The sequence below is a fragment of the Mesorhizobium sp. M1027 genome (assembly GCF_040318745.1).
In the GTDB taxonomy this organism is placed as follows: domain Bacteria; phylum Pseudomonadota; class Alphaproteobacteria; order Rhizobiales; family Rhizobiaceae; genus Mesorhizobium.
The window spans coordinates 347,215-373,488 of sequence record NZ_JAMYMW010000004.1 but is presented as its reverse complement, the minus strand read 5'-3'; the positions used below and the strand labels follow the sequence as shown (position 1 = coordinate 373,488).

The window sequence follows — 26,274 nt, the reverse complement described above, 5'->3', positions numbered from 1 at the left end:
TACTAATTTGGGTATGGTGCTATTTGGCTCCAACGACCCGCCTCAGGCGGGTTTTTCATTTTCACCAGCATCAAACAATCCCGCCGCCGACGCTCGCCACCGCCGGCCGTTCCGCTGCAACCTTCGCCCGGTAGCCGGCGGCGCGGTAGGCGGCGACCGGATCGATGGCGCCGCCTGTCTTCAGCCGTGCCGTGGCAAGTATCGGCTCGACATCGGTGCGATAGGCTATCTTCAGCGCCTGCGTCGCCATCAGCGCGTCGTTGGTATCCTGGAAGCCTTCGAGCGCCCTGCGGTCGACCAGCAGCGCCTGCGCATAGGCGCGCTGCACTTCTATCGCCGACAGCATCAGGCTTTCGATCGGATCGGTGATGTTGTGGCTCTGGTCGAGCATGTGGGCCGGATCGAAGCCTTCGGAGCCTGAAAGCTCGGCATCGACCAGTTCGTTGAAGACCAGAAAGAGGCGGTAGGGATCGATCGAGCCGGCGTCGAGGTCGTCGTCGCCATATTTCGAATCGTTGAAGTGGAAGCCTCCGAGTTTTTTGAACTGGATCAGCCGCGACACGATCATCTCGATATTGACGTTGGGGGCGTGATGGCCGAGGTCGACCAGGCAGAACGCCTTGTCGCCAAGCTCTTTGGCGATGATGTAGTTGGTGCCCCAATCCTGCACGACGGTCGAATAGAAGGCCGGCTCGTACATCTTGTGCTCGGTGAACAGCTTCCAGTCGTCCGGCAGCCCGGCATAGATCTCCTTCATCGCGTCGATATAGCGCTCGAATGCCTTGGCGAAGTTGACCTGGCCGGGGAAGTTCGAGCCGTCGCCGATCCACACCGTCAGCGCTTTCGAGCCCAGCGTCCTGCCGATCTCGATGCATTCGAGGTTGTGCTCGACCGCCTGCCGGCGTGTTGCTGCATCGGCATGTGACAGCGAGCCGAATTTATAGGAAAGCTTCTGGTCGCTGGCGTCGGAGAAGGTGTTGGAGTTGATGGCGTCGAAGCCGAGACCGAAGCGGGATGCCGCCTGCTTCAGCCGGTTCGGATTGGCCTTGTCCCAGGGAATATGCAGCGAGACGGTCGGCGTCGCCTGCGTCAATTGCCGGATGACGGCGCAGTCCTCGATCTTGTCGAAAATGTCGCGCGGCTCGCCGGCGCCGGGAAAACGGGCAAAGCGGGTGCCGCCGGTGCCGACGCCCCAGGACGGGATCGCCACGGCGAATTTCTCGACCTTGTCTCTGACAGCGTCGATGGCGATGCCGCGGCGGTCGAGGCGCTCGCCGAGAGAGTCGTAATCGCGCTTGAGGTCGGCGTTGCGCGCGGCATTATGCTTGTCGACGAGGTCGACGGAGATGATGGTTTCGGACATGGTTCCTCCCAAATGCGTTCGGTTGGCGCTGCCCCTTATCCGCCTGCCGGCACCTTCTCCCCGGGGAGAAAGGTAAAGCTCCGGCCTCGGCGCCAACCCCTCAAAGACGGTCGCTTATCGCGTAAAACTCTGCGCGTTGCCGGCGTCGACGTTGATGATGTTGCCGGTCGATTTTGCCGACATATCGGAGGCGAAGAAATAGATCGCTTCGGCGATGTCCTCTGGGAATACCGAGCGCTTCAGCATCGAACGCGAGCGGTAATGCTCCTCGAGATCGTCGGTCGACATCTTGTAGGCGGCGGCGCGCTGTTCCTTCCACTCGCCGCTCCAGATCTTCGAGCCGCGCAGCACGGCGTCGGGATTGACGACATTGACCCTGATCTGTGCTTCCGCGCCTTCCAGCGCCAGGCAGCGCGCCAGATGGATCTCGGCGGCCTTGGCCGTGCAATAGGCGGCGGCGTTGGGCGATGCGGCAAGCCCGTTCTTGGAAGCGACGAAGACGACGTTACCGCCGATCTTCTGCGCCCGGAACAGCCGGAACGCTTCGCGCGAAACCAGGAAGTAGCCGGTCGACAAGATGTCCATGTTCTTATTCCACAGCGCCAGCGTGGTTTCCTCGATCGGCGCCGAGGAAGCCAGGCCGGCATTCGAAACGAGGATATCGATGCCGCCGAATTCGACAGCCGTCTCGGCAAAGCCGGAGATCACCTGGTCCTCGGACGTGACGTTGATGACGACGGGCCGCACGAAATCCTTGCCATAGGCCTTGGCAAGCTCGTCATTGGCGCTGGCAAGGGCTGCTTCGTCGATGTCGGCCAGCACGACGCAGGCGCCTTCGCGCAGCAGCCGGTTGGCGGTGGCCCGGCCGATGCCGCCGGCGCCGCCGGTGACCAGCGCGATCTGGCCGGCAAGGGCCTTTGGTTTCGGCAGGCGCTGCAGCTTTGCCTCTTCGAGCAGCCAGTATTCGATGTCGAAGGCTTCCTGGTCGGGCAGGCCGACATAGGCCGACACCGTCGAGGCGCCGCGCATGACGTTGATGGCGTTGACGTAGAATTCGCCCGAAATGCGCGCCGTCGCCTTGTCGCCGGCGAAGGTGAACATGCCGACGCCGGGCACCAGATAGACGACGGCGTTGGGATCACGCGCCGGCGGCGAATCCGGGTGCTTGCAGCGGTCATAATAAGCTTGATAGCCGACGCGATACTCCGCCACGTCATCGGCAAGACGGGCAATGACGGCATCGACATCGGGATTTTGAGGGTCGAACTCGATGACCAGCGGCCGGATCTTGGTGCGCAGGAAATGGTCTGGGCAGGACGTGCCGAGTGCCGCCAGCGGCCGCAAATCCCTGGAATTGACGAATTCGAGCACGGCAGGCGAATCATCGAAATGGCCGAGCTTGTGGCTGTTCTCGGAGATCAGGCCGCGGATCCTCGGCATCAGTTTTGCGGCCACGGCGCGACGCGCCGGCGCATCGAGGGATTTGACGACTTCGCCGCCGAAGATCGGCTTGCCCTGGCTCTTGCGCTCGAACCAGTCGATTGCCTGGTTGATAATCGAGATCGTCGTCTCGTAGCATTCCTTCGGCGTGTCGCCCCAGCTGAACAGACCATGGCTGGCCAGCACGACGCCCTTGGCGTCGGGGTTCTCGAGGCAGAATTTCTCCAGCCACAGGCCGAGTTCGAAGCCCGGACGTTTCCATGGCAGCCAGCCGATCGTGTCGCCGAAGATCTCCTTGGTCAGCGCCTGCGAATCCTTGGCGGCGGCAATGGCGATGATGGCGTCGGGATGCATATGATCGACATAAGGCTTCGGCACGAAGGCATGCAGCGGCGTGTCGATCGAGGCCGCGCGCGGGTTGAGATTGAAGGTGCAGTGAGGCAGATAGCCGACCATCTCGTCTTCATGTACGAGGCCGCGATAGAGACCCTTCAGCGCCCGCAGTTTATCCATGTACAGTGTGGCGAAGCCGTCGAGCTTGATCGAGGCGCTGTCGCCGCCCGAGCCCTTGACCCACAGCACTTCCACGCTTTCGCCGGTGAGCGGATCGTTTTGCCAGATCTTGGAGGAGGTGTTGCCGCCGCCATAATTGGTGACGCGCTTGTCGGAGCCAAGGACGTTCGAGCGATAGACCAGACGTTCCGGTTCGCTCATTGCTTGCGCTTTTGCGTTATCCCAAAGATTGGCGAGGCGCGTGCCGGAGCGCTTGTCGAGCATAGGTATCCTCCCTTTGGGACACGCAAACGGCGCCGGTCCCTTTTGTACGAATTTCTACGCAAGCGGCTGTCTTGTCAATCACAAACGATCAATATCAGTCATATTGCATTGCACAATGAAATTATCTGATCGGAAATGATTGACACTGCGCGCTTTGGGTGCCTAGATGCTCAAGCAGGGAGGAACCATGCACGAGAAAGAGCGCCACAGGATCATTCTGTCCGCCGTCCAGGAAAAACCTGTGGTGACGGTGCAGGAGATGGTCGACCTGACGGAGTCGTCCGAGGCGACGATCCGGCGCGACATCGCGGCATTGCACGTGCAAAAACGCCTGCGCCGGGTGCGCGGCGGTGCAGAGGCGCTTTCGCCGCCGCAGTTCATCGGCCTTGCCGGCAGGCCCTTTTCCGTCAACGAGACCATCAACGCTTCGCAGAAGCGGGCAATCGCGCGGGAAGCCGTGGATCTGTGCAAGGACGGCGAGCCGATCATCATCAATGGCGGCACCACCACCTTCCAGATGGTGCATTTCCTGACCGGCCGCCGCATGCCGATCTTCACCAATTCCTTCCCGATCGCGGAGCATTTGCTCAGGCACTCCAAGAACACGGTAATGCTGTCGGGCGGCACGATCTACCGCGAGCAGAACATCATCCTGTCGCCCTTCGACAATGACGTGACACGCAATTTTTACGCGCGCCGCATGTTCATGGGCGCGCAGGGACTGGGACCACTCGGTCTGATGGAAGGCGACCCGCTGCTGATCCAGGCCGAGCAGAAGCTGATCGACCAGGCAGACGAGTTGGTGGTGCTGGTCGATTCCTCGAAGTTCCGCAAACGCTCGAGCCTGATCCTGTGCGGCCTGTCGCGCATCGCCACGGTGATCACCGACGACGGCATCGAGGATCGCGAAGCCAAGATGCTGGAGACCGCCGGCGTGACGCTGATCATCGCCCGCACAACGGCAGGCAATAAGGAAGAATCTTCGCTGCAGGCCTGAGAAAACTCACGCCCGCAGCGGCGATGGAATGCAACGCTCAAGGGAGGATATTCGATGAGCTTCTTTAGGAAATTGATGGTTACGGCGGCGTTCTCCGCCGCCATGTTCGTGAATGCCGCCTATGCCGAGAACGTCAAGATCGCGCTGGTGGTGAAGTCGCTCGGCAACGGCTTCTTCGACGCCGCCAACAAAGGCGCCGAAGAGGCGGCCAAGGAACTAGGCGATGTCGACATCATCTACACCGGCCCGACCAAGGCGACCGCCGAAGCGCAGATCGAAGTGGTCAATTCGCTGATCGCACAGAAGGTCAACGCCATCGCCATTTCGGCGAACGACGCCGACGCGCTGGTGCCGGTGCTCAAGAAGGCGATGCAGCGCGGCATCACCGTCATCTCGTGGGATTCGGGCGTCGCGCCGGAAGGACGCCAGCTTCACCTCAACCCCTCCGACACCAAGCTGATCGGCGAGACCATCATCAAGCTTGCCGCCGACTACCTGCCTGAAGGCGGCGACGTCGCCATCCTGTCGGCTTCGTCGACGGCGACCAACCAGAATGCCTGGATCGACGCGGCCAAGAAGGTGCTGCCGGAGAAGTTCCCCAAGATCAAGCTCGTCGCCACCGTCTATGGCGACGACGACTCGGCCAAGAGCACGGATGAAGCCAAGGGTCTTTTGAAGTCCTATCCGAACCTCAAGGCGATCATCGCACCGACCACGGTCGGCGTCGTTGCCGCCGCGCAGGTGGTTACCGACGAAGGCCTGATCGGCAAAGTCAACGTCACCGGCCTGGCGCTTCCGTCGGAGTTCAAGAAGTTCATCGACAATGGCGCCAGCCAAGCGGTTGCGCTGTGGAACCCGATCGATCTCGGCTACTCCGCCGTCTACCTCGCCCACGACCTGGCGGTGAAGAAGGAAGAAGCCAAGCCCGGTGCTACGCTGTCGATCGGCCGCGTCGGCAAGGTCACGCTTGACGACACCAACTCGGCTGCCATGGCTCCGCCCTTCCAGTTCGACAAGTCGAACATCGAAAAGTTCTCCAAGATCTATTGATCCTGGAGCCTTCGAAACCGCGCGGCGGGGCTCGGGTCCCGCCGCGCTTTCAAACGAACCTTGTTTCAGGGCTTGATACGATTATGGACACGACAGCCCAACACGAAATGGCGAAGGAAGCGCCTTTGTCTTCCGGACCGCGCCTGACGCTGTCCGGCATCTCGAAAAGCTTTCCCGGCGTACGCGCGCTGCACGACGTCGGCCTGTCGCTCTATCCCGGCCAGGTGACCGCGCTGATCGGCGAAAACGGCGCCGGCAAGTCGACGCTGGTCAAAATAATGACCGGCATCTACCAACCGGATGCTGGCACCATCAGCATCGACGGCCAGCCGGTCACACTGCCCAGCGCGCACGCCGCGTTCGGGCACGGCATCACCGCCATCCACCAGGAAACAGTGCTGTTCGACGATCTGACGGTGGCCGAAAACATCTTCCTCGGCCATGCGCCGCGCACGCGTTTCAAAACCATCGACTGGCGCACCATGCGCAAGAATGCCCGCGAGGTGCTCGACACGATGGGCGCCGGCCATATCGAAGCCGACGCCAGGCTGAAGGATCTCGGCATCGCCAACAAGCACCTCGTGGCGGTTGCCCGCGCCATGTCGATCGACGCCCGGATCGTCATCATGGACGAGCCGACGGCAGCGCTTTCGATGAAGGAGATCGAAGAGCTTTTCCTGCTGATCGAATTCCTCAAGAGCGACGGCAAGGCGATCCTGTTCATCAGCCACAAATTCGATGAGATCTACCGCATCGCCGACCGCTATACCGTGTTCCGCGACGGCGAGATGGTCGGCGAAGGGCTGATCAAGGACGCCGGCCAGAGCCAGATCGTGCGCATGATGGTCGGCCGCTCGGTCGATCACATCTTTCCGCAGCGCAAGGCCGAGATCGGCGCGCCGGTGCTGGCCGTCTCCGGCCTGTCGCACCCGACCGAGTTCGACGACATAGGCTTCGAGCTGCACAGGGGCGAAATCCTTGGCTTCTACGGCCTTGTCGGCGCCGGGCGCAGCGAGGTGATGCAGGCGATATCGGGCATCACCCGCACCAGCCGCGGCACGATCACGCTGGAAGGCAAGGCGATCGCGCCGAAATCGGCGGCGGATTCGATCGATGCCGGCATCGTCTATGTGCCGGAGGAACGCGGCAAACAAGGTGTGGTGATCGGCCTGCCGATCTTCCAGAACGTTTCGCTGCCTTCGCTCAAACGGACATCCAAATCCGGCATATTGCGGCTGGCCGAAGAGTTCGCGCTGGCCCGCTCCTACACCGAGCGGCTCGATCTGCGCGCCTCTTCTCTCAGCCAGGACGTCGGCACGCTGTCGGGCGGCAACCAGCAGAAGATCGTCATCGCCAAATGGCTGGCGACCGCGCCCAGGGTGATCATCCTGGACGAGCCGACGAAGGGCATCGACATCGGCTCCAAGGCGGCCGTGCACGGCTTCATGGCCGAGCTCGTCGCGCAAGGCCTGTCGGTGATCATGGTGTCGTCCGAACTGCCGGAAATCCTCGGCATGTCCGACCGCGTCGTTGTCATGCGCGAGGGCCGTATTGCCGCGGTCTACGACAATAAGGGGCTCGACGCCGAAACCTTGGTCAGGACGGCAGCGGGGATCGCGTCATGAAGGCTTTTCTCAGATATCGCGAGGTCTTGCTGCTGGCGGCAATCGTCGTGCTGATCGGGCTGATCTCAACGCGGTTTCCAGGTTTTGCCGATCCGGCCAATCTGCGCCAGGTGTTCAACGACACGTCGATCCTGATGATCCTGGCGCTCGGCCAGATGGTCGTCATCCTGACCCGCTCGATCGACCTGTCGATGGCTTCCAACCTCTGCTTCACCGGCATGGTGGTGGCGATGCTGAACGCCGCGCATCCGGCGATCCCGATCCCGCTGCTGATCGTCATCGCACTGCTGGTCGGCCTGGTGCTCGGCGCCATCAACGGCCTGCTGGTATGGCGGTTGAACATTCCCTCGATCGTGGTAACGCTCGGCACCCTCACCATCTACCGCGGCGCTACCTTCGTCATATCAGGCGGCGCCTGGGTCAACGCCGACCAGATGAGCGCTGAGTTCATCGGCCTGCAGCGCGCGGCTTTCCTCGGCATTCCGGTTCTGTCCTGGATCGCCATATTGGTCATTGCATTGTTTTTCCTGGTGATGACGCGCACCGCGCTCGGCCGCTCGATCTATGCCATCGGCGTCAACCCGACCGCATCGGTCTATGCCGGCATCGATGTCGGCCGGACGAAATTCATCGTCTTCTGCATCTCGGGGATGATCGGCGGCCTCTGTGGCTATCTGTGGATCTCGCGCTACGTCATCGCCTCGGTCGAGGTCGCGAATGGTTATGAGCTCAATATCATCGCCGCCTGCGTCATCGGCGGCATTTCGATTGCCGGCGGCATCGGTTCGGTCGGCGGCGCGGTGCTCGGCGCGCTGTTCCTCGGCATCATCTCCAACGCGCTGCCGGTGATCAACATTTCACCCTTCTGGCAGATGGCGATTTCAGGCAGCGCCATCATCCTGGCCGTGGTGCTCAACGCACGCGGCGAACGCCGGCAAGGCCGCATCATTCTCAAAAAGGCGGAAGCGGCATGATGGACGCCTCGCTTCATTTCTCTGGGACGATTGGAATGTTGCCGTCCGCAACAGTCCCGTTTTCAAAGTGGACGCTGCCCCTCACCCTTGCCCTCTCCCCGTGCAGATACAAGGGGCAGCGCCAAGTTTCGGATGGTGTTGTCACATGACCGATATCGCCAACGCCCCTGCCGCACGCCACATTCCGGATCGGCTCGACAACCCTTTCACCGCGGCGGTCTTCTCCTGGGAGGCGCTGCTCGTCGCGGTGGCGGTCGCCATCTTTGCCGTCAACAGTTTTGCCTCGCCCTATTTCCTCGACGCTTGGTCGCTCTCGGACCTGACCTTCAACTTCACGGAAAAGGCGCTGATCGCGCTGGCCATGGCGCTGCTGATCATCTCCGGCGAAATCGACCTGTCGGTCGCCGCCATCATTGCGCTGGCGTCAACGATGATGGGCATGGCAGTGCAGGCCGGCGCCGGCACTCCGGCGCTGGTGGCAATCGGCCTCGTCGTCGGGCTCGGCTGCGGCGCCTTCAACGGCGTGCTCGTCACCAGGCTCGGCTTGCCGTCGATCGTCGTCACCATCGGCACGATGAGCCTGTTTCGCGGCATTGCCTTCATCATCCTGGGCGACCAGGCCTACAAGGGCTATCCCGCGAACTTCGCCTTCTTCGGCCAGGGCTATGTCTGGTGGGTGGTGTCGTTCGAACTGACGCTTTTCCTGATCGCGGCAGTCGTCTACTGGTTCCTTCTGCACCGCACGAGCTTCGGCCGCCGGGTCTTTGCCATCGGCAACAACCCGGTCGCGGCGCAGTTTTCCGGCGTACGTGTCGGCCGCATCAAATTCATCCTGTTTTGCCTGACCGGCCTGATGGCGGGCATCGCCTCGGTGCTGATCACATCGCGGCTCGGCTCGACCCGGCCGTCCATCGCGCAGGGCTACGAGCTGGAAGTCATCACCATGGTGGTGCTCGGCGGCGTCAGCATCCTAGGCGGCGCCGGCAGCATAGTGGGCGTGGTGCTCGCGGCCTTCATCATGGGGCTGGTGACCTTCGGCCTCGGCCTGCTCAATGTGCCAGGGATCGTTATGTCGATCTTCATCGGCCTGCTGCTGATCATCGTCATCGCGCTGCCGATCCTGTGGCGGCGAGTACGGCGGGAGCGCTTTGCCTGATGCCGGAGAAATACGCGTTCAAGATGAAGCTCAATCCGGGCATGAAGGCCGAATACAAGAAGCGCCACGACGACATCTGGCCGTCGCTGGTCGCGCTGCTCAAGCAGGCCGGTATCTCCGATTACTCGATCCATCTCGACGAAGAGACCAACACCTTGTTCGGCGTGCTGTGGCGCCGTGACGACCACGGCATGGACGAATTGCCGAAGCATCCGGTGATGCAGCGTTGGTGGGCCGAGATGGCGGACATCATGGAGACCAAGCCGAACAACGAGCCGGTGGCGGTGCCGCTGGAAACAATGTTCCATATGGAATGACCCGCCACGTCGCCGTCATCGATATCGGCAAGACCAACGCCAAGGTGGCGCTGGTCGATCTTGCCGCAGCAAGCGAAGTCGCGCTGCGCAGGATGGTGAACGAGCCGGTTCGGCAAGGCCCATACCCGCACCATGACGTCGAGCGGTTATGGGCGTTTATCCTTGGCAGCCTGGCCGAGATCGACCGCGAGCAGCGCATCGATGCGATATCGATCACCACCCATGGCGCAACGTCCGTGCTGGTCGACGCATCAGGCGAACTGGCGCTGCCGGTGCTCGACTACGAATTCGATGGTCCGGATGCCTTTGCCGGGGACTATGACACGATCCGTCCGGCGTTCTCCGAGACCGGCACGCCGCGCCTGCCGGCCGGTCTCAATCTCGGCGCGCAGCTGTTTTGGCAGCAGAAGCGCTTTCCGGCGGATTTCGCCAGAACCGCCGCGATCCTGATGTATCCGCAATACTGGGCCTTGCGCCTGACCGGCGTCGCCGCCAGCGAGGTGACTTCGCTCGGCTGCCACACCGATCTGTGGAACCCGTGGAAAGCGGATTTTTCGTCGCTGGTCGACCGGCTGCAATGGCGCCGGCTAATGGCGCCGGTGCGGCCGGCGAAGGACCGCCTCGGGCCGATCCTGCCCGCGCTTGCGACACGGACCGGGCTCGACCCGCAAACGCCGGTGTTTTGCGGCCTGCACGATTCCAACGCCTCGCTGCTGCCGCATCTCCTGTCCGACCGACCGCCTTTCTCCGTGGTCTCGACCGGCACCTGGGTGGTGTCGATGGCGGTTGGCGGCAACAAGATCGCGCTCGACCCGGCCCGCGATACGCTGGTCAATGTCAACGCGCTCGGCGATCCCGTGCCCTCGGCGCGCTTCATGGGTGGCCGCGAGTTTTCCGTGCTGACCGAGGGCCAATCGGAGAACTGGACGGAAGACGATGTTGCCACGGTGCTGGCGCGCAAGACGTCCCTATTGCCCTCGACCCAACAGGGTTCGGGGCCGTTTCCGCATCATACCGCATCATGGCTTAACGCGGACGGTATGAGCGTCGGCCAGCGCTTTGTCGCCATCTCGTTCTACCTGGCGCTGATGACCGCGACCTGCCTCGACCTGATCGGCGCGGACGGTCCCACCATCGTCGAAGGACCCTTCGCCCGCAACCGGCCGTTCACCCGCATGCTGGCTGCGGCGACGGCGCGTGGCGTCATCGCCTCCGAGGCCGCCACCGGCACCAGTATCGGCGCCGCCTTGCTGGCGTCGGACCAGGGGACACCGCAAGGCAGAGGCGAAAGGACCGAACCGTCGGCCGATCCACTCTGGACAAGTTACGTGCGCTCCTGGCGTTCAGCGGTCGACGAACGAGCCTGACCGCCGAGCTCATGGCGCCCTGATGTCCGGAGATGCCTAGCCCGCATAGAGCAATCCTTGCGGATCGATCTCCGGCTTGCGGCCGGCGACCACATCGGCAAGGAACTTTCCCGAGCCGCAGGCCATGGTCCAGCCGAGATGACCGTGGCCGGTGTCGAGGTAGAGATTGTCGTACCGCGCCCGGCCGATGACCGGCACAGAGTTCGGCATCATCGGGCGAAGTCCAGCCCAGAGCTCGGCCTTGCTCTCGTCGAAAGCGCCGGGGAACAGGTCCTTGGCGGTGTTCAGGATCGAGTTGAAATCGCGTGGCTTGAACGTGCGGTCGAACCCGGTGAACTCCGCCGTCGAGGACATCCGCAGCCGATTTCCCAGCCTGGAATAGCCGATCAGCCGGTCCTCGTCGGCGCCACCCATGATCGGCCCCTTACTTTCATCTTCCAGCGGAACAGTCACGGTATAGCCCTTCACGGGATAGACGGGCAGATCGATGCCGTAGCGGCGGCCGAGCAGACCGCTCTCCGGCCCCATGGAAATGACCACTGCGTCACCCGCCACCGGGCCGGCCGAGGTCATCACGGCGCGCACCCGGTCGCCGTCGATGTCGAGGCCTTCGACCGTGGTGCCGTAGAGGAATTGGACGCCGAGTTTCTCGGCGGCATAGGCAGCGAGGCGCTGCGTGAATTGGCTGGAGTCGCCGGTCTGGTCGATCGGCGAATAGACGCCGCCGGCTATCCTGTCCTTGGCGCCGGCAAGGCCGGGCTCGAGCTCGACCAGCCGGTCGCGGCCGACGATCTCGATCGGCAGGCCGTGTTCGCCGAGATAACGATAATTGTCGGTGCCGGTATCAAAGCTCTGCTGCGAGCGGAAGAAATACAGAATGCCTTTCTTGCGCTCGTCATAGTGGATGCCGGTTTCGGCGGAGACGGCGTTGATGCAGTCGCGCGAATAGAGCGCCAGACGCAGCTTGACGTCGGTGTTGGCGCGCATGCGCTTATGCGTGCACTGGCGCAGGAAGCGCAGGCTCCAGGCGAAAAAATACGGATCGAAGCGCAGCCGCACCTTGATGCCGAGATCGTGGTTGTAGAGGCCGCGCAGGAACGTCTTCAGCGCGGCGGGCGAGGCCCAGGCGGTGGCATCCCCGGGCGACACCAGGCCGGCATTCGACCGGCTGGTGCCGCGTGCCGCCGCCGGATGGCGCTCGATCACTATCACCTCATGGCCGGCGCTGGCCAGATAATAGGCCGCCGCCGTACCGACGACGCCGGCCCCAAGCACCAGGATTTTCATTCCGCCCCCAGCGCGCTGAACCAACCTTTGCGGAGAGCCCACTTCACCCCAGAGCCGAATTCTTGCTGGTCAGGATGCGCTCCCAGGCAAGCGCATCGGCAACGATCTGGTCGAGGTTGTCGCGCTGCGGGGTCCAGCCGAGCTCGCCGCGCGCCAGCTCCGAATTGGCGACGACCGCGGCGGCGTCGCCGGCGCGGCGATCGCCCATCCGTACGTCGAAATCATGGCCGAAGACGCGACGGACGCTGTCGATGACCTCGAGCACCGAATAGCCGTGGCTGTAACCACAATTGGCGACCAGGCTCGATCCGCCGGCACGCAGCCGCTGAAGCGCCAGCCGATGCGCCGCCGCCAGGTCGCTGACGTGGATATAGTCGCGCATGCAGGTGCCGTCCGGCGTCGGATAGTCGGTGCCGAACACCTGCATGAAGGGGCGCTTGCCGAGCGCCGTCTCGCAGGCGACCTTGATCAGATGCGTGGCACCGGGCGTCGACTGGCCGGTGCGGCCCTTCGGATCGGCGCCGGCGACGTTGAAATAGCGCAGCGCCGTATAGCGCAACCCATGGGCAATCGCCGCGTCGCGCAGCATCCATTCGCTCATCAGCTTGGACAGGCCATAGGGCGATTCCGGCGCAAGCCGGGCATCCTCGCGCACCGGCTCCAGGCCGGCGCCGCCATAGACGGCGGCGGTCGAGGAAAAGATGAAATTGGGCACGCCTTCGCGCACCGCGGTCTCGATCAAGGTGCGCGTCTTGCAGGTGTTGTTCTCGTAATAGGCAAGCGGGTCGGCGACCGATTCGGGGACCACGATCGAGCCGGCGAAATGGATGATCGCGTCGACCTTATTGTCGCGAATGATCGAGGCGACCAGTTCCCTGTCGGCGACGTCGCCGACGACGAGCTTTGCTTCCGGGGCGACCGCCCATTCAAAGCCGGTGGAAAGCCGGTCGAGGACGACGACGTTGTCGCCCGTGTCCAGCAATTCCCAGACCATATGGCTACCGATATAGCCGGCACCGCCTGTCACCAAAACCGTCATCCGCATCCTCGCTATTCATGATTTGTCGGAACTGTCTCAATCGTCGCCGTACTGGAAAATCTGCCGCCAGGCCATTAAAACCTGCGGTAACCAGTCTCATCGGCGCGTGGCATTGTCCTGAAACAAGATTGATCCACATCAAGGGAATAGGCCACGTTCCGTGGTCGTTAGGAACAGGCTCGGGGCGTGGCATTTTGACCAAAAAGGCCAGGTGGACGATGAATGGGCCAATGACTATGATCCCGCGCAAAACTGGGAAGGCGACATGAATTACCAGCGGTTTTTCGAGGAAGCGATCGACCAGCTCCATGCGGAGCGTCGCTACCGCGTCTTCGCCGACCTTGAGCGTATCGTCGGGAAATTCCCGCGCGCCATCTGGCGCGCCAATGGCCGCGCCGAGGAAATCACCGTCTGGTGCTCCAACGACTATCTCGGCATGGGCCAGCATCCCGACGTCATTGCCGCGTTCCAGAAGGCGGCAGGCAAGATGGGGTCGGGGGCCGGCGGCACCCGCAACATTTCCGGCACCAGCAACCCGCTGGTCGAGCTCGAACTGGAGCTGGCCGACCTGCACGACAAGGAAGCCGCACTGGTTTTCACCTCCGGCTTCGTTTCCAACGAGGCGTCGATCTCGACCATTGCAAAGCTGCTTCCCAATTGCCTGATCATCTCGGACGAGCTCAACCACGCTTCGATGATCGAGGGCGTGCGGCGCTCAGGCGCCGAGAAGAAGATCTTCCGCCATAACGACGTCGCGCATCTCGAAAGCCTGCTGCAGACGGCCGGCCGCGAGCGCGCCAAGCTGATTGTCTTCGAGAGCGTCTATTCGATGGACGGCGACATCGCGCCGATCAAGCAGATCGTCGATCTCGCCGAGCGCTACAACGCCATGACCTACATCGACGAGGTCCACGCCGTCGGCATGTACGGGCCGCGCGGCGGCGGCATCACCGAGCGCGAAGGGCTGGCCGACCGCATCGACATCATCGAGGGCACGCTGGCCAAGGCGTTCGGTACGCTTGGCGGCTACATCGCCGGCAACACTGCGGTGATCGACGCGGTGCGCTCCTATGCGCCGGGCTTCATCTTCACCACGGCGTTGCCGCCGGCGATCGCCGCCGCGGCAACCACCTCGATCCGCCATCTCAAGCGCTCGCAGGCCGAGCGCGATGCGCAGCTGCGTCAGGCGACACGGACCAAGCAAGTGCTGGCCGCGGCCGGCCTGCCGGTGATGGAGTCGCCTACCCACATCGTGCCCCTTCTGGTCGGCGATCCCGAGCTCTGCAAGATGGCCAGCGACCGCCTGCTCGGTGTGCACGGCATCTATATCCAGCCGATCAACTATCCGACGGTGCCGCGCGGCACCGAGCGGCTGCGCATCACGCCTACACCGTTCCATTCGGACGCGTTGATTGCGTCCCTGCAGGACGCGCTGGTCGAGACATGGGATGCGTTGGGGATTCCCTACGGTTCGGCGGGCCGACCGTCGGTCGCCAAGAGCGACCGCGTCATCCCGTTGCTGGTGCCGAAGTCGGGCGGCTGAAGCCCGAGTTGAAACTCGGGCTTCGAGGCAGCTCACACAGTCTTCATCCATTTCGCCAGCCGATGCGCGGCTTCTTCGAGCTGGTCGAGGCGGCGGTGGAAGCACAGCCTGAGGAAGGCTTCGCCGCCGGGGCCGAAGGCGGTGCCGGGAGCCAGGCCGACATTGGCGCGGTCGACCATGTCGAAAGCGGCAGCGCGGGAATCGGTGATGCCGTCGACCGCGAAGAATAGATAGAATGCGCCCTGCGGCACGGTGAACCGCGCCCTGCCGGTTTCGGCGAGAATGCCGCAGACCAGGTCGCGCGCCACCCTCGCCCGCTCCACCTGCTCGACGATGAAGGCGTCGCCCTCATCGAGGGCAACGACGGCGCCTCGCTGCATGAACTGCGCAACTCCGGAAGTCGAATACTGGACCAGGTTCTCGAACACCTGCTGCAAGGCGGGATGGATCTTGATCCAGCCGATGCGCCAGCCGGTCATCGCCCAGTTCTTGGAAAAGGAATTGACGAACAGGATGCGATCCTCATCGGCCATGATGTCGATGAAGGACGGCGCGCGGCCATGGCCGTAATGAAACAGCGAATAGATCTCGTCGGCGATGATCCACAGGCCCCTTTCGCGGGCAAGATCGAGGATCGCCTGCAGCGTCTCCCTGTCGGCGGTCCAGCCGGTCGGGTTGGACGGCGTGTTGACGAACAGCGCCTTGGTCCGTGACGTGATCGCCGCTGCGATCTTGTCGACATCGCAGGACCAGCCATTGCCCGACTGGTCGAGCGTGACCGCGACTGGAATGGCGCCCGCGACGCCGGCGGCGGCGGCGAAGTTCGGCCATGCCGGCGACAGGTAGACGAGTTCGTCGCCCTTGCCGGCGACCGCATCGATGGCCATCTGGATGGCGTGCATGCCGGAGCCGGTGACGATGAATTCCTCGTTGGCGAAAGTCTTGCCGAAATGCCTGGTGTAGTAGCGGGCGAGCGCCTGCCTGAGTTCAGGAATGCCTCTCTGCCAGGTATAGAAGGTTTCGCCGGCGGCCAGCGCCTTGGCGGCGGCATCGGTGATGAAGGCAGGCGTCGGCAGGTCGCCCTCGCCGGCCCAGAGCGGGATCATGCCGTCGCGGCCGCGGCCGCGGTTCATGACGGCGACAATGCCGCTTTCAGGCGCCGCCCGCGCTTCGACGCGCAGAGTATCGATCAGGGTCATGAATGGATCCGTTTTCGTTTGCTCGACTGCTAGCGTGTTTCAGGGCGGACGAAAACAGAAAACCCCGGCCGCAAGCGACCGGGGTTTTGGTCCAGAAAGTTGCCGCAGGCGCTACTTTCTGGCGAGGAGATCGCGAATTTCGGTGAGCAGCGCAACATCGGCCGGCGGCGGAGCGGCGGGGGCGGCCGGTTTTTCACGCTCCAGCCGCTGGCGCAGATTGTTCACCGCCTTGACCATCACGAAGATGATGAAGGCGAGGATGAGGAAATTCAGCGCCACCGTGATGAAGCTGCCATAGGCGAAGACCGCACCCTGTTTCTTTGCATCAGCCAGCGAGGTTGCATTCACCGCAGAAGACAGGGGTATGAAGTAGTTGTTGAAGTCCAGTCCTCCGAAGATCGCGCCAACAATAGGCATGATGATGTCGTCGACCAGCGAGGTGACGATCTTGCCGAAGGCAGCGCCAATGATGACAGCGACGGCCAGGTCCATCACATTGCCCCTGGAAATGAATTCCTGAAACTCTTTCAGCATTCGACGCCTCCTTGTCCTGACCGGCCGTTCTGCCGCTCCTCCGGCATCGACCGGCAGGCAGAATAGCAAAAACCTGCGGTTGCAACAGGAACAAAAGCTGGTTTCAGCCGGTCACGATTGCCCGACGTAGCCAATATAATACGCCGAAAGCCGCGATGGACTCGATTGCCAAGCTGTGATTGCGTCTGCAATGCCGGATGAAAAAGCCGGCGCAGGGAGGAAGTTCGAGGCGTGCAAGGCTGGTTCATCGTCATCATCGCGATCGCCTATGTGACGTTGCTGTTCGTCATCGCCAGCCTGGGCGACCGCCGCTCGACTTCATCCGGGGCCGGCCGCGCCCGGCCGTTCATCTATGCGCTCAGCCTTGCCATCTACTGCACCTCCTGGACTTTCTTCGGCTCGGTCGGCCTGTCCTCCGAGCGCGGCCTCGAGTTCCTCGGCATCTACATCGGACCGGTTCTGGTGTTCGTGTTCGGCTTTCCGCTGCTGCAGCGCATCGTCAGGCTGGCCAAGACCGAGAAGATCACCTCGATCGCCGACTTTCTCGGTGCCCGCTACGGCAAGAGCTTCGCTGTCGCGGCGATCGCTACGCTGATCGCGACCATCGGCGCCGTGCCGTATATCGCGCTGCAATTGAAGGCAATCTCCGGCTCGGTCAGCCTGATGGTCGAGCACTATACCGGCTCGCCCCCGTCGTTCGATCCGTTCGTCAGCGACATCTCGCTGGTCGTGGCCATGCTGCTGGCGCTGTTTGCGGTGCTGTTCGGCACGCGCCATGCCGATGCCACCGAGCACCAGGACGGGCTGGTGCTGGCTGTGGCGGTCGAGACCGTGGTCAAGCTCGCCGCCTTCCTGGCGATCGGCCTGTTGGTCATGTTTCTGATATTCGGCGGGCCAGGCGATATGTTCGACCGGCTCGCCGAAAACACGCAGGTGCGTCAGGCGATGGGCTACAACACCTCGCTCGCCACCTGGCTGGTGCTGACATGCCTGAGCGGCTTTGCCATCCTCATGCTGCCGCGCCAGTTCTACGTCACCATCGTCGAAAACCGCAGCGAGGCCGAGCTGCGCACCGCGACATGGGTGTTTCCGCTCTATCTGGTGGCAATCAACCTGTTCGTGCTGCCGATCGCGCTGGCCGGCCTGGAACTGGTCGGCACCAGAACCAGCAGCGACCTTTACGTGCTGTCGCTGCCGCTGTTCAGCGGCCACGACGTCCTGGCCATGGCCGCCTTCATCGGCGGCCTGTCGGCGGCGACCGCAATGGTGATCGTCGAAAGCGTCGCGCTGTCGATCATGATCTCCAACGACCTGATCATTCCGCTGTTCGTGCGCCGGCTGCTGCGGACCACGACCTCAGAGAGCGAGGACTGGTCGACGCTCATCCTCAATGTACGGCGGGCGGCGATCTTCATCATGCTGTTCATCGCCTTTCTCTACTACCGCGAGAGCACCAACAGCGCGCGGCTGTCCTCGATCGGCCTGATGTCGTTCGCCGCGATCGCGCAGTTCGCGCCGGCAATGATCGGCGGCCTGGTCTGGCGCGGCGCCAACGGCCGGGGTGCCGCGCTTGGCATGGTTGCCGGCATCGTCGTCTGGAGCTACACGCTGCTGCTTCCGTCGCTTGCCGCGCCCGATACCGGCATCCTCGTCCACGGCCTGTTCGGCTTGGATGCATTGCGGCCGCAGGCTCTTTTCGGCACCGTCGCCGAGCCGCTGAATCATGGCGTGCTGTGGAGCCTGTCGATCAACACGCTGTTTTTTGTGTTCGGCTCACTGTCGCGCGCGTCGGTGCCGTTGGAACGCATCCAGGCATCGATCTTCGTGCCGCGCGAGGCGGGGCCGCTGCCGAGCCTGCGCCGCTTCCGCACCACCATCACCGTCAACGACCTCAAGGACACGATCGCGCGTTATCTCGGTGTCGAACGCACCGAGCGGTCCTTCCAATCGTTCGAGAAGAGCAGCGGCACTTCACTGCACGGCAACGAACAGGCCAGCATGGATGTCATCCGCTTCTCCGAACAGCTTCTGGCCAGTGCCGTCGGCTCCTCTTCGGCGCGGCTGATCCTGTCGCTGCTGCTGCGCCGCAACGATCGCGAATCCAAGGACGCCTTCCGCCTGCTCGATGACGCCACCGAGGCGCTGCAGCACAATCGCGACCTGCTGCAGATCGCGCTCGACCAGATGGAACAGGGCATCACTGTCTTCGACCGCGATTTCCGGTTGATCTGCTGGAACCGCCAGTACCGGGCGCTGTTCGACCTGCCCGACGAGATGGGCCAGGTCGGTGTCTCACTCGATCGTATCCTGCGCCACCTTGCCGAGCGCGGCGACATACCGGCAGACCAACGCGTCACCATGCTCAACCGCCTGACCAGCTTCGTCAGCCCATGGCAGATGGAGCTGAAGACCAGCGGGCGCATCCTCGAATTGCGCTCCAATCCGATGCCGGACGGCGGCATCGTCGCCACCTATGCCGACATTTCCGGACGCGTCGAGCAGGATCTGGCGCTGAAGCGCGCGAACGAATCGCTGGAACAGCGAGTGAAGAGCCGCACCGCCGAGCTCACCCGCGTCAATGAGGAGCTGGCGCAGGCGCAGATGCTGGCTGAGGAGGCCAATCTCGGCAAGACCCGCTTCCTCGCTGCCGCCGGCCACGACATCCTGCAGCCGCTGAACGCCGCCCGCCTTTATTGCTCGTCGCTGATCGAGAAGACCGGCAAGGGACCTGCCGGCAAGGCGGCGATGAACATCGAATCGTCGCTGGAATCGGTCGAGACCATCCTCGGCGCGGTGCTCGACATTTCGCGCCTCGACGCCGGCGCGATGAAGCCGGACGATACGAGCTTCGGCCTCGACGGGCTGCTGCGCCAGATCGGCAACGACTTCCGGCCGCTTGCCGCCGAAAAGAAACTCGAGCTCTCGATCATGCCGTCGTCGCTCAGCGTCATGACGGACCGCAATCTGCTGCGCCGGCTGATCCAGAACCTGGTCTCAAACGCCATCAAGTATACGCGCCATGGCCGCATCCTGGTCGGCGTGCGGCGGCGCGGCGAACTGGCCGAGATCCAGGTGATCGACACCGGCATCGGCATTGCCGGCGACAAGCTGAACACCGTGTTTCGCGAATTCACCCGGCTGGACGAGGGCGCTCGCGAGGCGGAAGGCCTCGGCCTGGGGCTCTCCATCGTCGACCGCATCGCCCGCGTCCTGCGGCTCGAAATCCGGATCTTCTCCAACCCCGGCAAGGGCACACGCTTTTCCGTGCTGCTGCCGGTGGCAGCCGTGCAGGCACCGCGGCGGGAGGCCGAGGCGAAGCCCCCTGCCCGTGCCGCGGCCTCGCTTGCCGGGCTCAATGTGCTCTGCATCGACAACGACGCCCGCATCCTCGACGGCATGCGGCTCCTGCTCGAGGGCTGGGGCTGCAGCGTCGACACGCTTTCCGGCGCGGAGGACCTCGACAGGTCCGGCATGCATCGGCCGGACATCGTGCTTGCCGACTATCATCTCGACAACAGGACCGGCCTCGAATTGATCGCCCAGTTGCGTGCGATCCATGGCGAGGACCTGCCGGCGGTGCTGGTCACCGCCGACCGCTCCAGCGAGGTTCGCGCCGCTGCCGGCAGGCTCGACGTGCCGGTGATCAGCAAACCGCTGAAACCGGCAATGCTGCGCTCGATGATGGCCAGGGTCAGGCCGCTGGCGCCGGCGGCCGAATAGGAATCAGCCGGCCGTCTGCAGCGGGTCGCTGCCGATTTTGGACAAAAGGATGACCGCCTGGGTGCGGCTGTCGACGCCGAGTTTCTGCAGGATGGCCGACACATGCGCCTTGATCGTCGCTTCGGAGACCCCGAGCTCATAGGCGATCTGCTTGTTGAGCAGCCCTTCCGCCAGCATGCCAAGCACGCGCGTCTGCTGTGGAGTCAGCGCCTGCAGGCGCTTGATCAGGTCCGAAATCTCGGGATCGCGCTCGACGCCGAGATCGACCCCGGCGGGTGCGGCGATATCACCTGCGAGCACCGACTGCACCGCATTGCGGATCTCCTCCATGCTGGCCGATTTGGAGATGAAGCCGGAGGCGCCGAGATCGAGCGCGCGCCGGATCGTCACCGGATCGTCATGCGCCGAGACCACCATCATCGGCACCGCCGGATGGATGCCGCGCAACGAAATCAGGCCGGAAAGACCGCTTGCGCCCGGCATCGAGAGATCGAGCAGCACCAGATCGACATCCTCATTGGCCAGGACCAGCGCCTTGGCGCTTTCGAAATCGCCGGCCTCGTGAATGGCGGCAACGTCGCCGATGCCCGCGAGTGCCTCCCTCAATGCACCGCGAAAAAGCGGATGATCGTCGGCAATGACGAATGTGTAGCCCAACGGTGATATCCCTCCCCGAATCCCGTTGGCGATTTTCCGCCTTGCAGGATCTGAACGATCATAACGCAACGCCTGCTGTTCGGCGTGGCCGGCTTGCTATTCCCGCCCCAGGTCTTTTTTGCGAATTGCCTAGGTCTTTTGCGAATTGGGCTTGGCGCCGTCTTCGTCCTTGTCCATGTCCTTGACGATGTCCATAAAGCTGCGCAGGAAGCGCTCCATGTAGCCCATCGTCTTGTTGAAATCGTCCTCGCTGGGCAAAGTCGATTCGAAACGCGCGGCGAGCGAATTTTCGAGCTTGGCGACGCGTTCGTCGAGCGCCTTCACCGAATTTTTCAGCCGGTCGACCTCATCCTGGAAGGCGGCACGTTCGTCGGCCGCGGTCTTGCAGACAAGCTGACCGGAGCGCTCCTCACAGAGCGACATGGCGCCGGTTTGCGTATCCATGCGCACATAGCCATTTGCCGATTTTTCCAGCCGGTAGCGATCGGCCTCCTCGGAAAAGGCCGACGCCGCGACAAGCGGGATCAGTGCTGCGGGGATCAAGACGTGTTTCAGACGCATGTTTTCCTCCATGAGCCAGTTGGCTCAATCTATCACATGTTTGCGCCTGAAATGGGGAAGAGTTCGGAGCCTGCGAAACCCGCTTGCCCCTTCCCCGCATGGCCTGTTCGGACTATAGCGCAACGATGTCCGAGATCATCTACAAGATAGTTCCCGAGGCGCTGTGGCGCGAGGCTGAAAGAGAAGGCCGCTTCACCGGCGCGCCGATCGACGTCGCCGACGGCTTCATCCATTTTTCCACCGCCGGGCAGGTCCGGGAAACGGCAGCAAAACATTTCGCCGGCCAGGCCGGGTTGCTGCTGGTTGCCGTCGATAGCGCGCGCCTCGGCCATGCGCTGAAATATGAGGTCTCGCGCGGCGGCGCCTTGTTCCCGCATCTCTATTGCGGGCTCGGCCTCGATGCGGTCGTCTCGGTGCGGGCATTGCCGCTCGGCCCCGACGGCCGGCATGAATTCCCGGCGATGGGGGCCGAATGAGCGCGTTCGACCGGATCGGCCAGAAACTGCTGTTCACGCTCGATCCGGAAACCGCGCATGGGCTGTCGATTGCCGCGCTGAGATGCGGTCTGCCGGTCGCCGGTCGCCCGCCGCAGGACAACAGGCTAAAGGTCAGCCTTTGCGGGCTCGACTTCCCGAACCCGCTCGGCATGGCCGCGGGTTACGACAAGAATGCCGAAGTGCCGGACGCGCTGCTCGGCCTGGGCTTCGGCTTCGCCGAGGTCGGCACCATCACACCGCTGCCGCAGACGGGCAATCCGAAGCCACGCATCTTCCGGCTGCCTTCGGACGGGGCGGTAATCAACCGGCTGGGCTTCAACAATGAAGGCCACGCTGCCGCAGAGAAGCGTCTTGCCGCCCGAAAAGGCCGCCCCGGCATCGTCGGCATCAACATCGGCGCCAACAAGGACAGCGCCGACCGCGTCGGCGATTATGAGCGCGGCGTGATCCGGTTCGCGCGATACGCCAGCTATCTGACAATCAATATCTCCTCGCCGAACACGCCGGGCCTGCGCAACATGCAGGCGCGCGAACAGCTTGGCGAGCTCCTGTCGCGGGTCATGGCTGCGCGTGCGGCGGCACCGGCAAAACCGCCCGTCTTCCTCAAGATCGCGCCGGATCTGGTCGAGGGCGAGCTGGAGGACATTGCCGCCGAGGTCACTGAGAAGAAAATAGACGGCGTCATCGTCTCCAACACCACGATCGCGCGGGCGGGACTGCGCAGCAACGATTTTGCCGGCGAGGCCGGCGGGCTTTCGGGAAAACCGTTATTCGAGCGCTCAACCACCGTGCTGGCAAAAATGCGGAAACTGCTTGGCCGGGATCCTGCCGTCATCGGCGTCGGCGGCGTCGATTCCGCCGAGACGACGCTGGAAAAGATCCGTGCCGGCGCCGATCTCGTCCAGCTCTATACCGGGATGATCTATGCTGGGCCGGCGCTACCGGGGCGCATTCTTTCCGGCATGGCCCGTTTCATGGACAGTCAAGGGCTGAAGTCGCTGCGCGAGCTTCGCGACAGCCGCCTCGATCAATGGGCGGCGAAACCGCTTTAGCGATCAGCCAAAGGCCGTTCGCACCCGCAGCCGCAATATGGCGAGCAGGCTGAAGCCGCGTACCAGCAGGAAGACATGCAACGCCGCCCACAAGCCGTGATTGCCGAAGGCCGGCGCCAGGATCAGCAGCGCGGCGCTGAACGCCAGGAATGACACCAGCATCATGTTGCGCATGTCGCGCGACCATGTCGCGCCGATGAAAACCCCGTCCATCTCGAAAGCCAGCGCGCCGCTGAGCGCGGTGAACGCCGCCCAGGGCAAGTAGATATCGGCAATGGCGCGGACGTCCGTCGAGGTCGTGATCACGGCGACGAGATCGGTGCCCTCCAGCAGGAAGAAGAGCGTCGCCGCGCCTGCCAGACCGAGCCCCCAAAGCAGCGTCAGCCGCACCGCCTGGTCAAACGCCGTGGCGGCACGGGCGCCTATGGCGCGCCCGGCGAGCTGTTCAGCGGCGGTGGCGAAACCATCGAGGAAATAGCCGGCAACCAGGAACAGGTTCATCAGCACGGCGTTGGCGGCCAGCGTCAGAGTGCCGAATTGTGCGCCTTGTCGCGTGAACAGCGCGAAGGCGGCGAGCAGCGAAAAGGAGCGGATCATGATATCGCGATTGAGCGACATCATGCGCAGGAATGCCGGCAGATCGAGGACGCGGTGGCGCGGCAACCTGGGCGCCGCCCAAAAGCGCCGGCCGACAATGGCGAGACCAAGCAGCATGGCGACGAATTCGCCGGTGAGCGTCGCCCAGGCAACGCCGGCAACGCCCCAGCCGAGCTCCAGGCCAAGCAGGAAGCAGAGGGCGATGTTGATGCCGTTCAGTATCAATTGCAGCATCAGCCCGAGCCCGCCTTCGCCGCGCCCCAGCACGTAACCGAGGATGGCGTAATTGATCAGCGAGAACGGTGCTGCGAGCATCCTGGTGCGGATATAGACGTCCATCGCCGCGCTGACGCGCGGTTCGGCGCCAATGAACCATTGCCCGGCGGTGGAAACCAGCGGCGCAAGCGCGGCAAGCACGAAGCCGGCGACGACCGCGATCAGCACGGCGCGCCAGAACACCGCCTGCTCCTCCAGCGCATCGCCGCGCCCGAAGGCCTGGGCGACGAGGCCGGTGGTGCCGGAGCGCAGGAAGTTGAAGGTCGTGAAAACGACGTCGAAGATCAGGGCGCCGGCCGCCAGGCCGCCGAGAAGGGCGGCATCGCCGAACTGTCCGACCACCGCCGTGTCGACAATTCCGAGCAACGGCGTCGTCAGATAGGCAAGCGTCATCGGCACGGCGATGGCGAGCACCGAGCGGTTGGTGACGACGAATGCCCTGGCTTCGGTGGCGTGGACTTCGGTGGGTAAAGCCTGCTCCAAACGCGTGTCGCTTCCTGTTGCGGCTTGATCGGCTAGCCGATGTGCCCCAGTTTGCGGACCTCGCGCAACCATCCACCCCATTGTGGTCAACCGAAACCCGCCTCTGGTGCACCGGCCGCCCCATGCCCTTGCAGATCGTTCATCATCCCGACTACGACGCCGGCTTCGCCGTCAACCACCGCTTCCCGATGAGCAAATATCCGCTGCTGATGGACGCCTTGCGGGCACGCGGCCTGGCGCGGCCCGAGGCGCTCAACATGCCGGAGGCTGCGCGGCCATCATGGCTGAAGCTTGCCCACGCGGCAGACTATGTCGACCAGGTGCTCGCCTGCGACGTGCCGGTGAGGATCGAGCGCGAGATCGGTTTCCCCATTGGACAGCGGGTTTCGCTGAGGGCGCAGCTCGCCACGGCCGGCACGGTGCTGGCAGCGCGGCTGGCCTTGCTGAACGGCATCGCCTGCAACACCGCCGGCGGCAGCCATCACGCGCGGCGCGCGCAAGGCGCCGGCTTCTGCACCCTCAATGACGTGGCCGTGGCTGCGCTGGTGCTGCTCGCCGAAGCTGCTGTCCAAAACATCCTGGTCGTCGACCTCGACGTGCATCAGGGCGACGGAACAGCGGATATCCTGAACGACGAGCCGCGCGTGTTCACCTTCTCCATGCATGGCGACCGCAACTACCCCGCGCGCAAGATCGCCTCCGATCACGATATCGCCCTGCACGACGGAACCGGCGATGCAGCCTATCTGGAGCGGCTGGGCGCCATCCTGCCGGAGCTGTCGGCGCGAAAGCGCTGGGATCTCGTCTTCTACAATGCCGGCGTCGATGTCCATGCCGAGGACCGGCTCGGCAGGCTGGCGCTGTCGAATGACGGGCTGCGCGCCCGCGACGATATGGTGATCCGCCATTTCCGCACGCTAGGCGTCCCGGTGTGCGGCGTTATCGGCGGCGGCTATTCGACGGAAGTCGCAGCACTTGCCGCACGCCACGCCATCCTGTTCGAGGTGGCTGCGGGCTACGCGTGAAAGGCTGTTTGTTTGAGCATGATCTTTTCCGAAAGCCGGTTCCCACTTTTTGGGATCATGCTCTACTTCCTGAAATTGGCGATCCTGAGCAGGATGAAGGCCGGCACGACGATCGCGGCACCGAGCAGGATGTAGCCGAGGAAGCGGTCGATGGCGTGGAAGCCCAAATTCCACAGGTCGATGAAGAATTTGCGGATGCCGTAGAGCACGTCCATCGGCGACCAGCCGAAGGCGTTCATGACCAGGCCGACGAGGAACGACACCACAAGCAGCTTCAAGATCACCCGGAGCGGCGTATCGCCGAGAAAGCGGTTCAGTGCGGACAAGGCCTGTCTCCACAGTCGGGTGCCGCGATTCGGGCACATGCCCAGAAATACGCAGTTGACCGCCCGGCATCAAGCCGAGCCCTCAAACCGGATTGCGCATCGGCGCCGGGCCATGATATCGGAGGAACCAGCGCGGGTATGATGTAATGGTAGCTTGTCAGCTTCCCAAGCTGAACGCGCGGGTTCGATTCCCGCTACCCGCTCCAGCTTTTGCCACACGGGTTGCGCCTGAGTTGGCGATGTTGAAAACTTGCGGCTTTACAGGCAGTTTACAGCTCGGCTGGCCGTCCTTCATCTGTTTGGCCGATGTGCCAGTTCGTCGAATATCTCACATTGAGGGTCGGCGGGGCCTCGAATGACCCCAACCGGAATGTCTACCCTTGGCCCGCTGGCTTCTGCTGGCGGGCTTTTT

Annotated in this window: 22 protein-coding genes and 1 tRNA gene; 13 read left to right on the top strand and 10 right to left on the bottom strand. The window is 63.4% G+C overall.

The genetic code is table 11. The features are described from left to right. Window positions 1–70: 70 nt before the first annotated feature. Both rhaI and NKH50_RS10855 read right to left on the bottom strand, forming a co-directional pair. Window positions 71–1,363, bottom strand: coding sequence for an L-rhamnose catabolism isomerase (gene rhaI / locus NKH50_RS10860; RefSeq protein WP_352878517.1), 1,293 nt, complete (start codon window positions 1,361–1,363; stop codon window positions 71–73). A gap of 114 nt (window positions 1,364–1,477) precedes the next feature. Beyond that, window positions 1,478–3,580 carry a bifunctional rhamnulose-1-phosphate aldolase/short-chain dehydrogenase gene (locus NKH50_RS10855; RefSeq protein ID WP_352878515.1) on the bottom strand — a complete coding sequence of 701 codons (2,103 nt, stop codon included), beginning with the start codon at window positions 3,578–3,580 and terminating at the stop codon, window positions 1,478–1,480. 187 nt (window positions 3,581–3,767) lie between these two features. Between NKH50_RS10855 and NKH50_RS10850 the strand changes: the two genes are divergently transcribed. The 7 genes from NKH50_RS10850 to NKH50_RS10820 all read left to right on the top strand — a co-directional run bounded on the left by NKH50_RS10850 (window position 3,768) and on the right by NKH50_RS10820 (window position 11,066). Next, on the top strand, window positions 3,768–4,577 hold the full coding sequence (locus NKH50_RS10850; protein ID WP_352878513.1) for a DeoR/GlpR family DNA-binding transcription regulator: 810 nt from the start codon (window positions 3,768–3,770) through the stop codon (window positions 4,575–4,577). Between the two features lie 54 nt (window positions 4,578–4,631). Next, the gene (rhaS, locus tag NKH50_RS10845; protein WP_352878511.1) at window positions 4,632–5,627 is read left to right on the top strand and encodes a rhamnose ABC transporter substrate-binding protein; all 996 of its coding nucleotides are present in this window, start codon (window positions 4,632–4,634) and stop codon (window positions 5,625–5,627) included. An 83-nt stretch (window positions 5,628–5,710) separates the two neighbouring features. Then, window positions 5,711–7,252, top strand: coding sequence for a sugar ABC transporter ATP-binding protein (locus tag NKH50_RS10840; protein WP_254820008.1), 1,542 nt, complete (start codon window positions 5,711–5,713; stop codon window positions 7,250–7,252). Further along, complete coding sequence (locus NKH50_RS10835) at window positions 7,249–8,226, top strand: ABC transporter permease (RefSeq protein ID WP_352702254.1); 978 nt, start codon at window positions 7,249–7,251, stop codon at window positions 8,224–8,226. The genes NKH50_RS10840 and NKH50_RS10835 overlap by 4 nt, the downstream gene beginning before the upstream one ends. 145 nt (window positions 8,227–8,371) lie before the next feature. Next, entirely contained in the window at window positions 8,372–9,382 is a 1,011-nt protein-coding gene (locus tag NKH50_RS10830) for an ABC transporter permease (protein WP_352878508.1), read from the top strand. Further along, the gene (rhaM, locus tag NKH50_RS10825; protein ID WP_352470130.1) at window positions 9,382–9,699 is read left to right on the top strand and encodes an L-rhamnose mutarotase; all 318 of its coding nucleotides are present in this window, start codon (window positions 9,382–9,384) and stop codon (window positions 9,697–9,699) included. The genes NKH50_RS10830 and rhaM overlap by 1 nt, the downstream gene beginning before the upstream one ends. Beyond that, window positions 9,696–11,066, top strand: a complete 1,371-nt coding sequence (locus NKH50_RS10820; RefSeq protein ID WP_352878506.1) for an FGGY-family carbohydrate kinase — start codon at window positions 9,696–9,698, stop codon at window positions 11,064–11,066. Before rhaM ends, NKH50_RS10820 begins: the two co-directional genes overlap by 4 nt. Window positions 11,067–11,102: 36 nt before the next feature. On the opposite strand, the gene NKH50_RS10815 is transcribed toward NKH50_RS10820, so the two are convergent. Then, on the bottom strand, window positions 11,103–12,353 hold the full coding sequence (locus NKH50_RS10815) for a D-amino acid dehydrogenase (protein WP_352878503.1): 1,251 nt from the start codon (window positions 12,351–12,353) through the stop codon (window positions 11,103–11,105). Between the two features lie 43 nt (window positions 12,354–12,396). After that, window positions 12,397–13,392, bottom strand: coding sequence for a UDP-glucose 4-epimerase GalE (galE, locus tag NKH50_RS10810; protein ID WP_352448657.1), 996 nt, complete (start codon window positions 13,390–13,392; stop codon window positions 12,397–12,399). Between the two features lie 265 nt (window positions 13,393–13,657). Between galE and hemA the strand changes: the two genes are divergently transcribed. Further along, entirely contained in the window at window positions 13,658–14,935 is a 1,278-nt protein-coding gene (hemA, locus tag NKH50_RS10805; RefSeq protein WP_352448656.1) for a 5-aminolevulinate synthase, read from the top strand. Window positions 14,936–14,967: 32 nt separating this feature from the next. On the opposite strand, the gene NKH50_RS10800 is transcribed toward hemA, so the two are convergent. Both NKH50_RS10800 and mscL read right to left on the bottom strand, forming a co-directional pair. Then, a complete protein-coding gene (locus tag NKH50_RS10800) occupies window positions 14,968–16,134 on the bottom strand; it encodes a pyridoxal phosphate-dependent aminotransferase (protein ID WP_352566442.1) in 1,167 nt (388 codons plus the stop codon). A gap of 111 nt (window positions 16,135–16,245) precedes the next feature. Next, entirely contained in the window at window positions 16,246–16,668 is a 423-nt protein-coding gene (mscL, locus tag NKH50_RS10795; protein WP_352566443.1) for a large conductance mechanosensitive channel protein MscL, read from the bottom strand. A 231-nt stretch (window positions 16,669–16,899) separates the two neighbouring features. On the opposite strand from mscL, the gene NKH50_RS10790 reads away from it, so the two are divergent. After that, window positions 16,900–20,388 carry a PAS domain-containing hybrid sensor histidine kinase/response regulator gene (locus NKH50_RS10790; RefSeq protein ID WP_352566445.1) on the top strand — a complete coding sequence of 1,163 codons (3,489 nt, stop codon included), beginning with the start codon at window positions 16,900–16,902 and terminating at the stop codon, window positions 20,386–20,388. Window positions 20,389–20,391: 3 nt separating this feature from the next. Here the strand turns inward: NKH50_RS10790 and NKH50_RS10785 are convergent, their stop codons facing one another. Continuing rightward, on the bottom strand, window positions 20,392–21,054 hold the full coding sequence (locus NKH50_RS10785; protein ID WP_473556440.1) for a response regulator: 663 nt from the start codon (window positions 21,052–21,054) through the stop codon (window positions 20,392–20,394). Between the two features lie 120 nt (window positions 21,055–21,174). Next, on the bottom strand, window positions 21,175–21,606 hold the full coding sequence (locus NKH50_RS10780) for a hypothetical protein (RefSeq protein ID WP_352488240.1): 432 nt from the start codon (window positions 21,604–21,606) through the stop codon (window positions 21,175–21,177). A gap of 125 nt (window positions 21,607–21,731) precedes the next feature. On the opposite strand from NKH50_RS10780, the gene NKH50_RS10775 reads away from it, so the two are divergent. Both NKH50_RS10775 and NKH50_RS10770 read left to right on the top strand, forming a co-directional pair. Beyond that, window positions 21,732–22,082 carry a DUF952 domain-containing protein gene (locus NKH50_RS10775; RefSeq protein ID WP_352488239.1) on the top strand — a complete coding sequence of 117 codons (351 nt, stop codon included), beginning with the start codon at window positions 21,732–21,734 and terminating at the stop codon, window positions 22,080–22,082. Beyond that, the gene (locus tag NKH50_RS10770; RefSeq protein ID WP_352488238.1) at window positions 22,079–23,155 is read left to right on the top strand and encodes a quinone-dependent dihydroorotate dehydrogenase; all 1,077 of its coding nucleotides are present in this window, start codon (window positions 22,079–22,081) and stop codon (window positions 23,153–23,155) included. The genes NKH50_RS10775 and NKH50_RS10770 overlap by 4 nt, the downstream gene beginning before the upstream one ends. Before the next feature lie 3 nt (window positions 23,156–23,158). On the opposite strand, the gene NKH50_RS10765 is transcribed toward NKH50_RS10770, so the two are convergent. After that, window positions 23,159–24,583, bottom strand: a complete 1,425-nt coding sequence (locus tag NKH50_RS10765) for an MATE family efflux transporter (RefSeq protein WP_352488569.1) — start codon at window positions 24,581–24,583, stop codon at window positions 23,159–23,161. Window positions 24,584–24,633: 50 nt separating this feature from the next. Here NKH50_RS10765 and NKH50_RS10760 point away from each other — a divergent pair, with 50 nt between their 5' ends. After that, on the top strand, window positions 24,634–25,536 hold the full coding sequence (locus NKH50_RS10760) for a histone deacetylase family protein (protein ID WP_352878497.1): 903 nt from the start codon (window positions 24,634–24,636) through the stop codon (window positions 25,534–25,536). Between the two features lie 62 nt (window positions 25,537–25,598). On the opposite strand, the gene NKH50_RS10755 is transcribed toward NKH50_RS10760, so the two are convergent. After that, complete coding sequence (locus NKH50_RS10755; RefSeq protein ID WP_254816341.1) at window positions 25,599–25,901, bottom strand: DUF6460 domain-containing protein; 303 nt, start codon at window positions 25,899–25,901, stop codon at window positions 25,599–25,601. Between the two features lie 93 nt (window positions 25,902–25,994). Between NKH50_RS10755 and NKH50_RS10750 the strand changes: the two genes are divergently transcribed. Beyond that, window positions 25,995–26,068, top strand: a tRNA-Gly gene (locus tag NKH50_RS10750). Window positions 26,069–26,274: the final 206 nt, after the last annotated feature.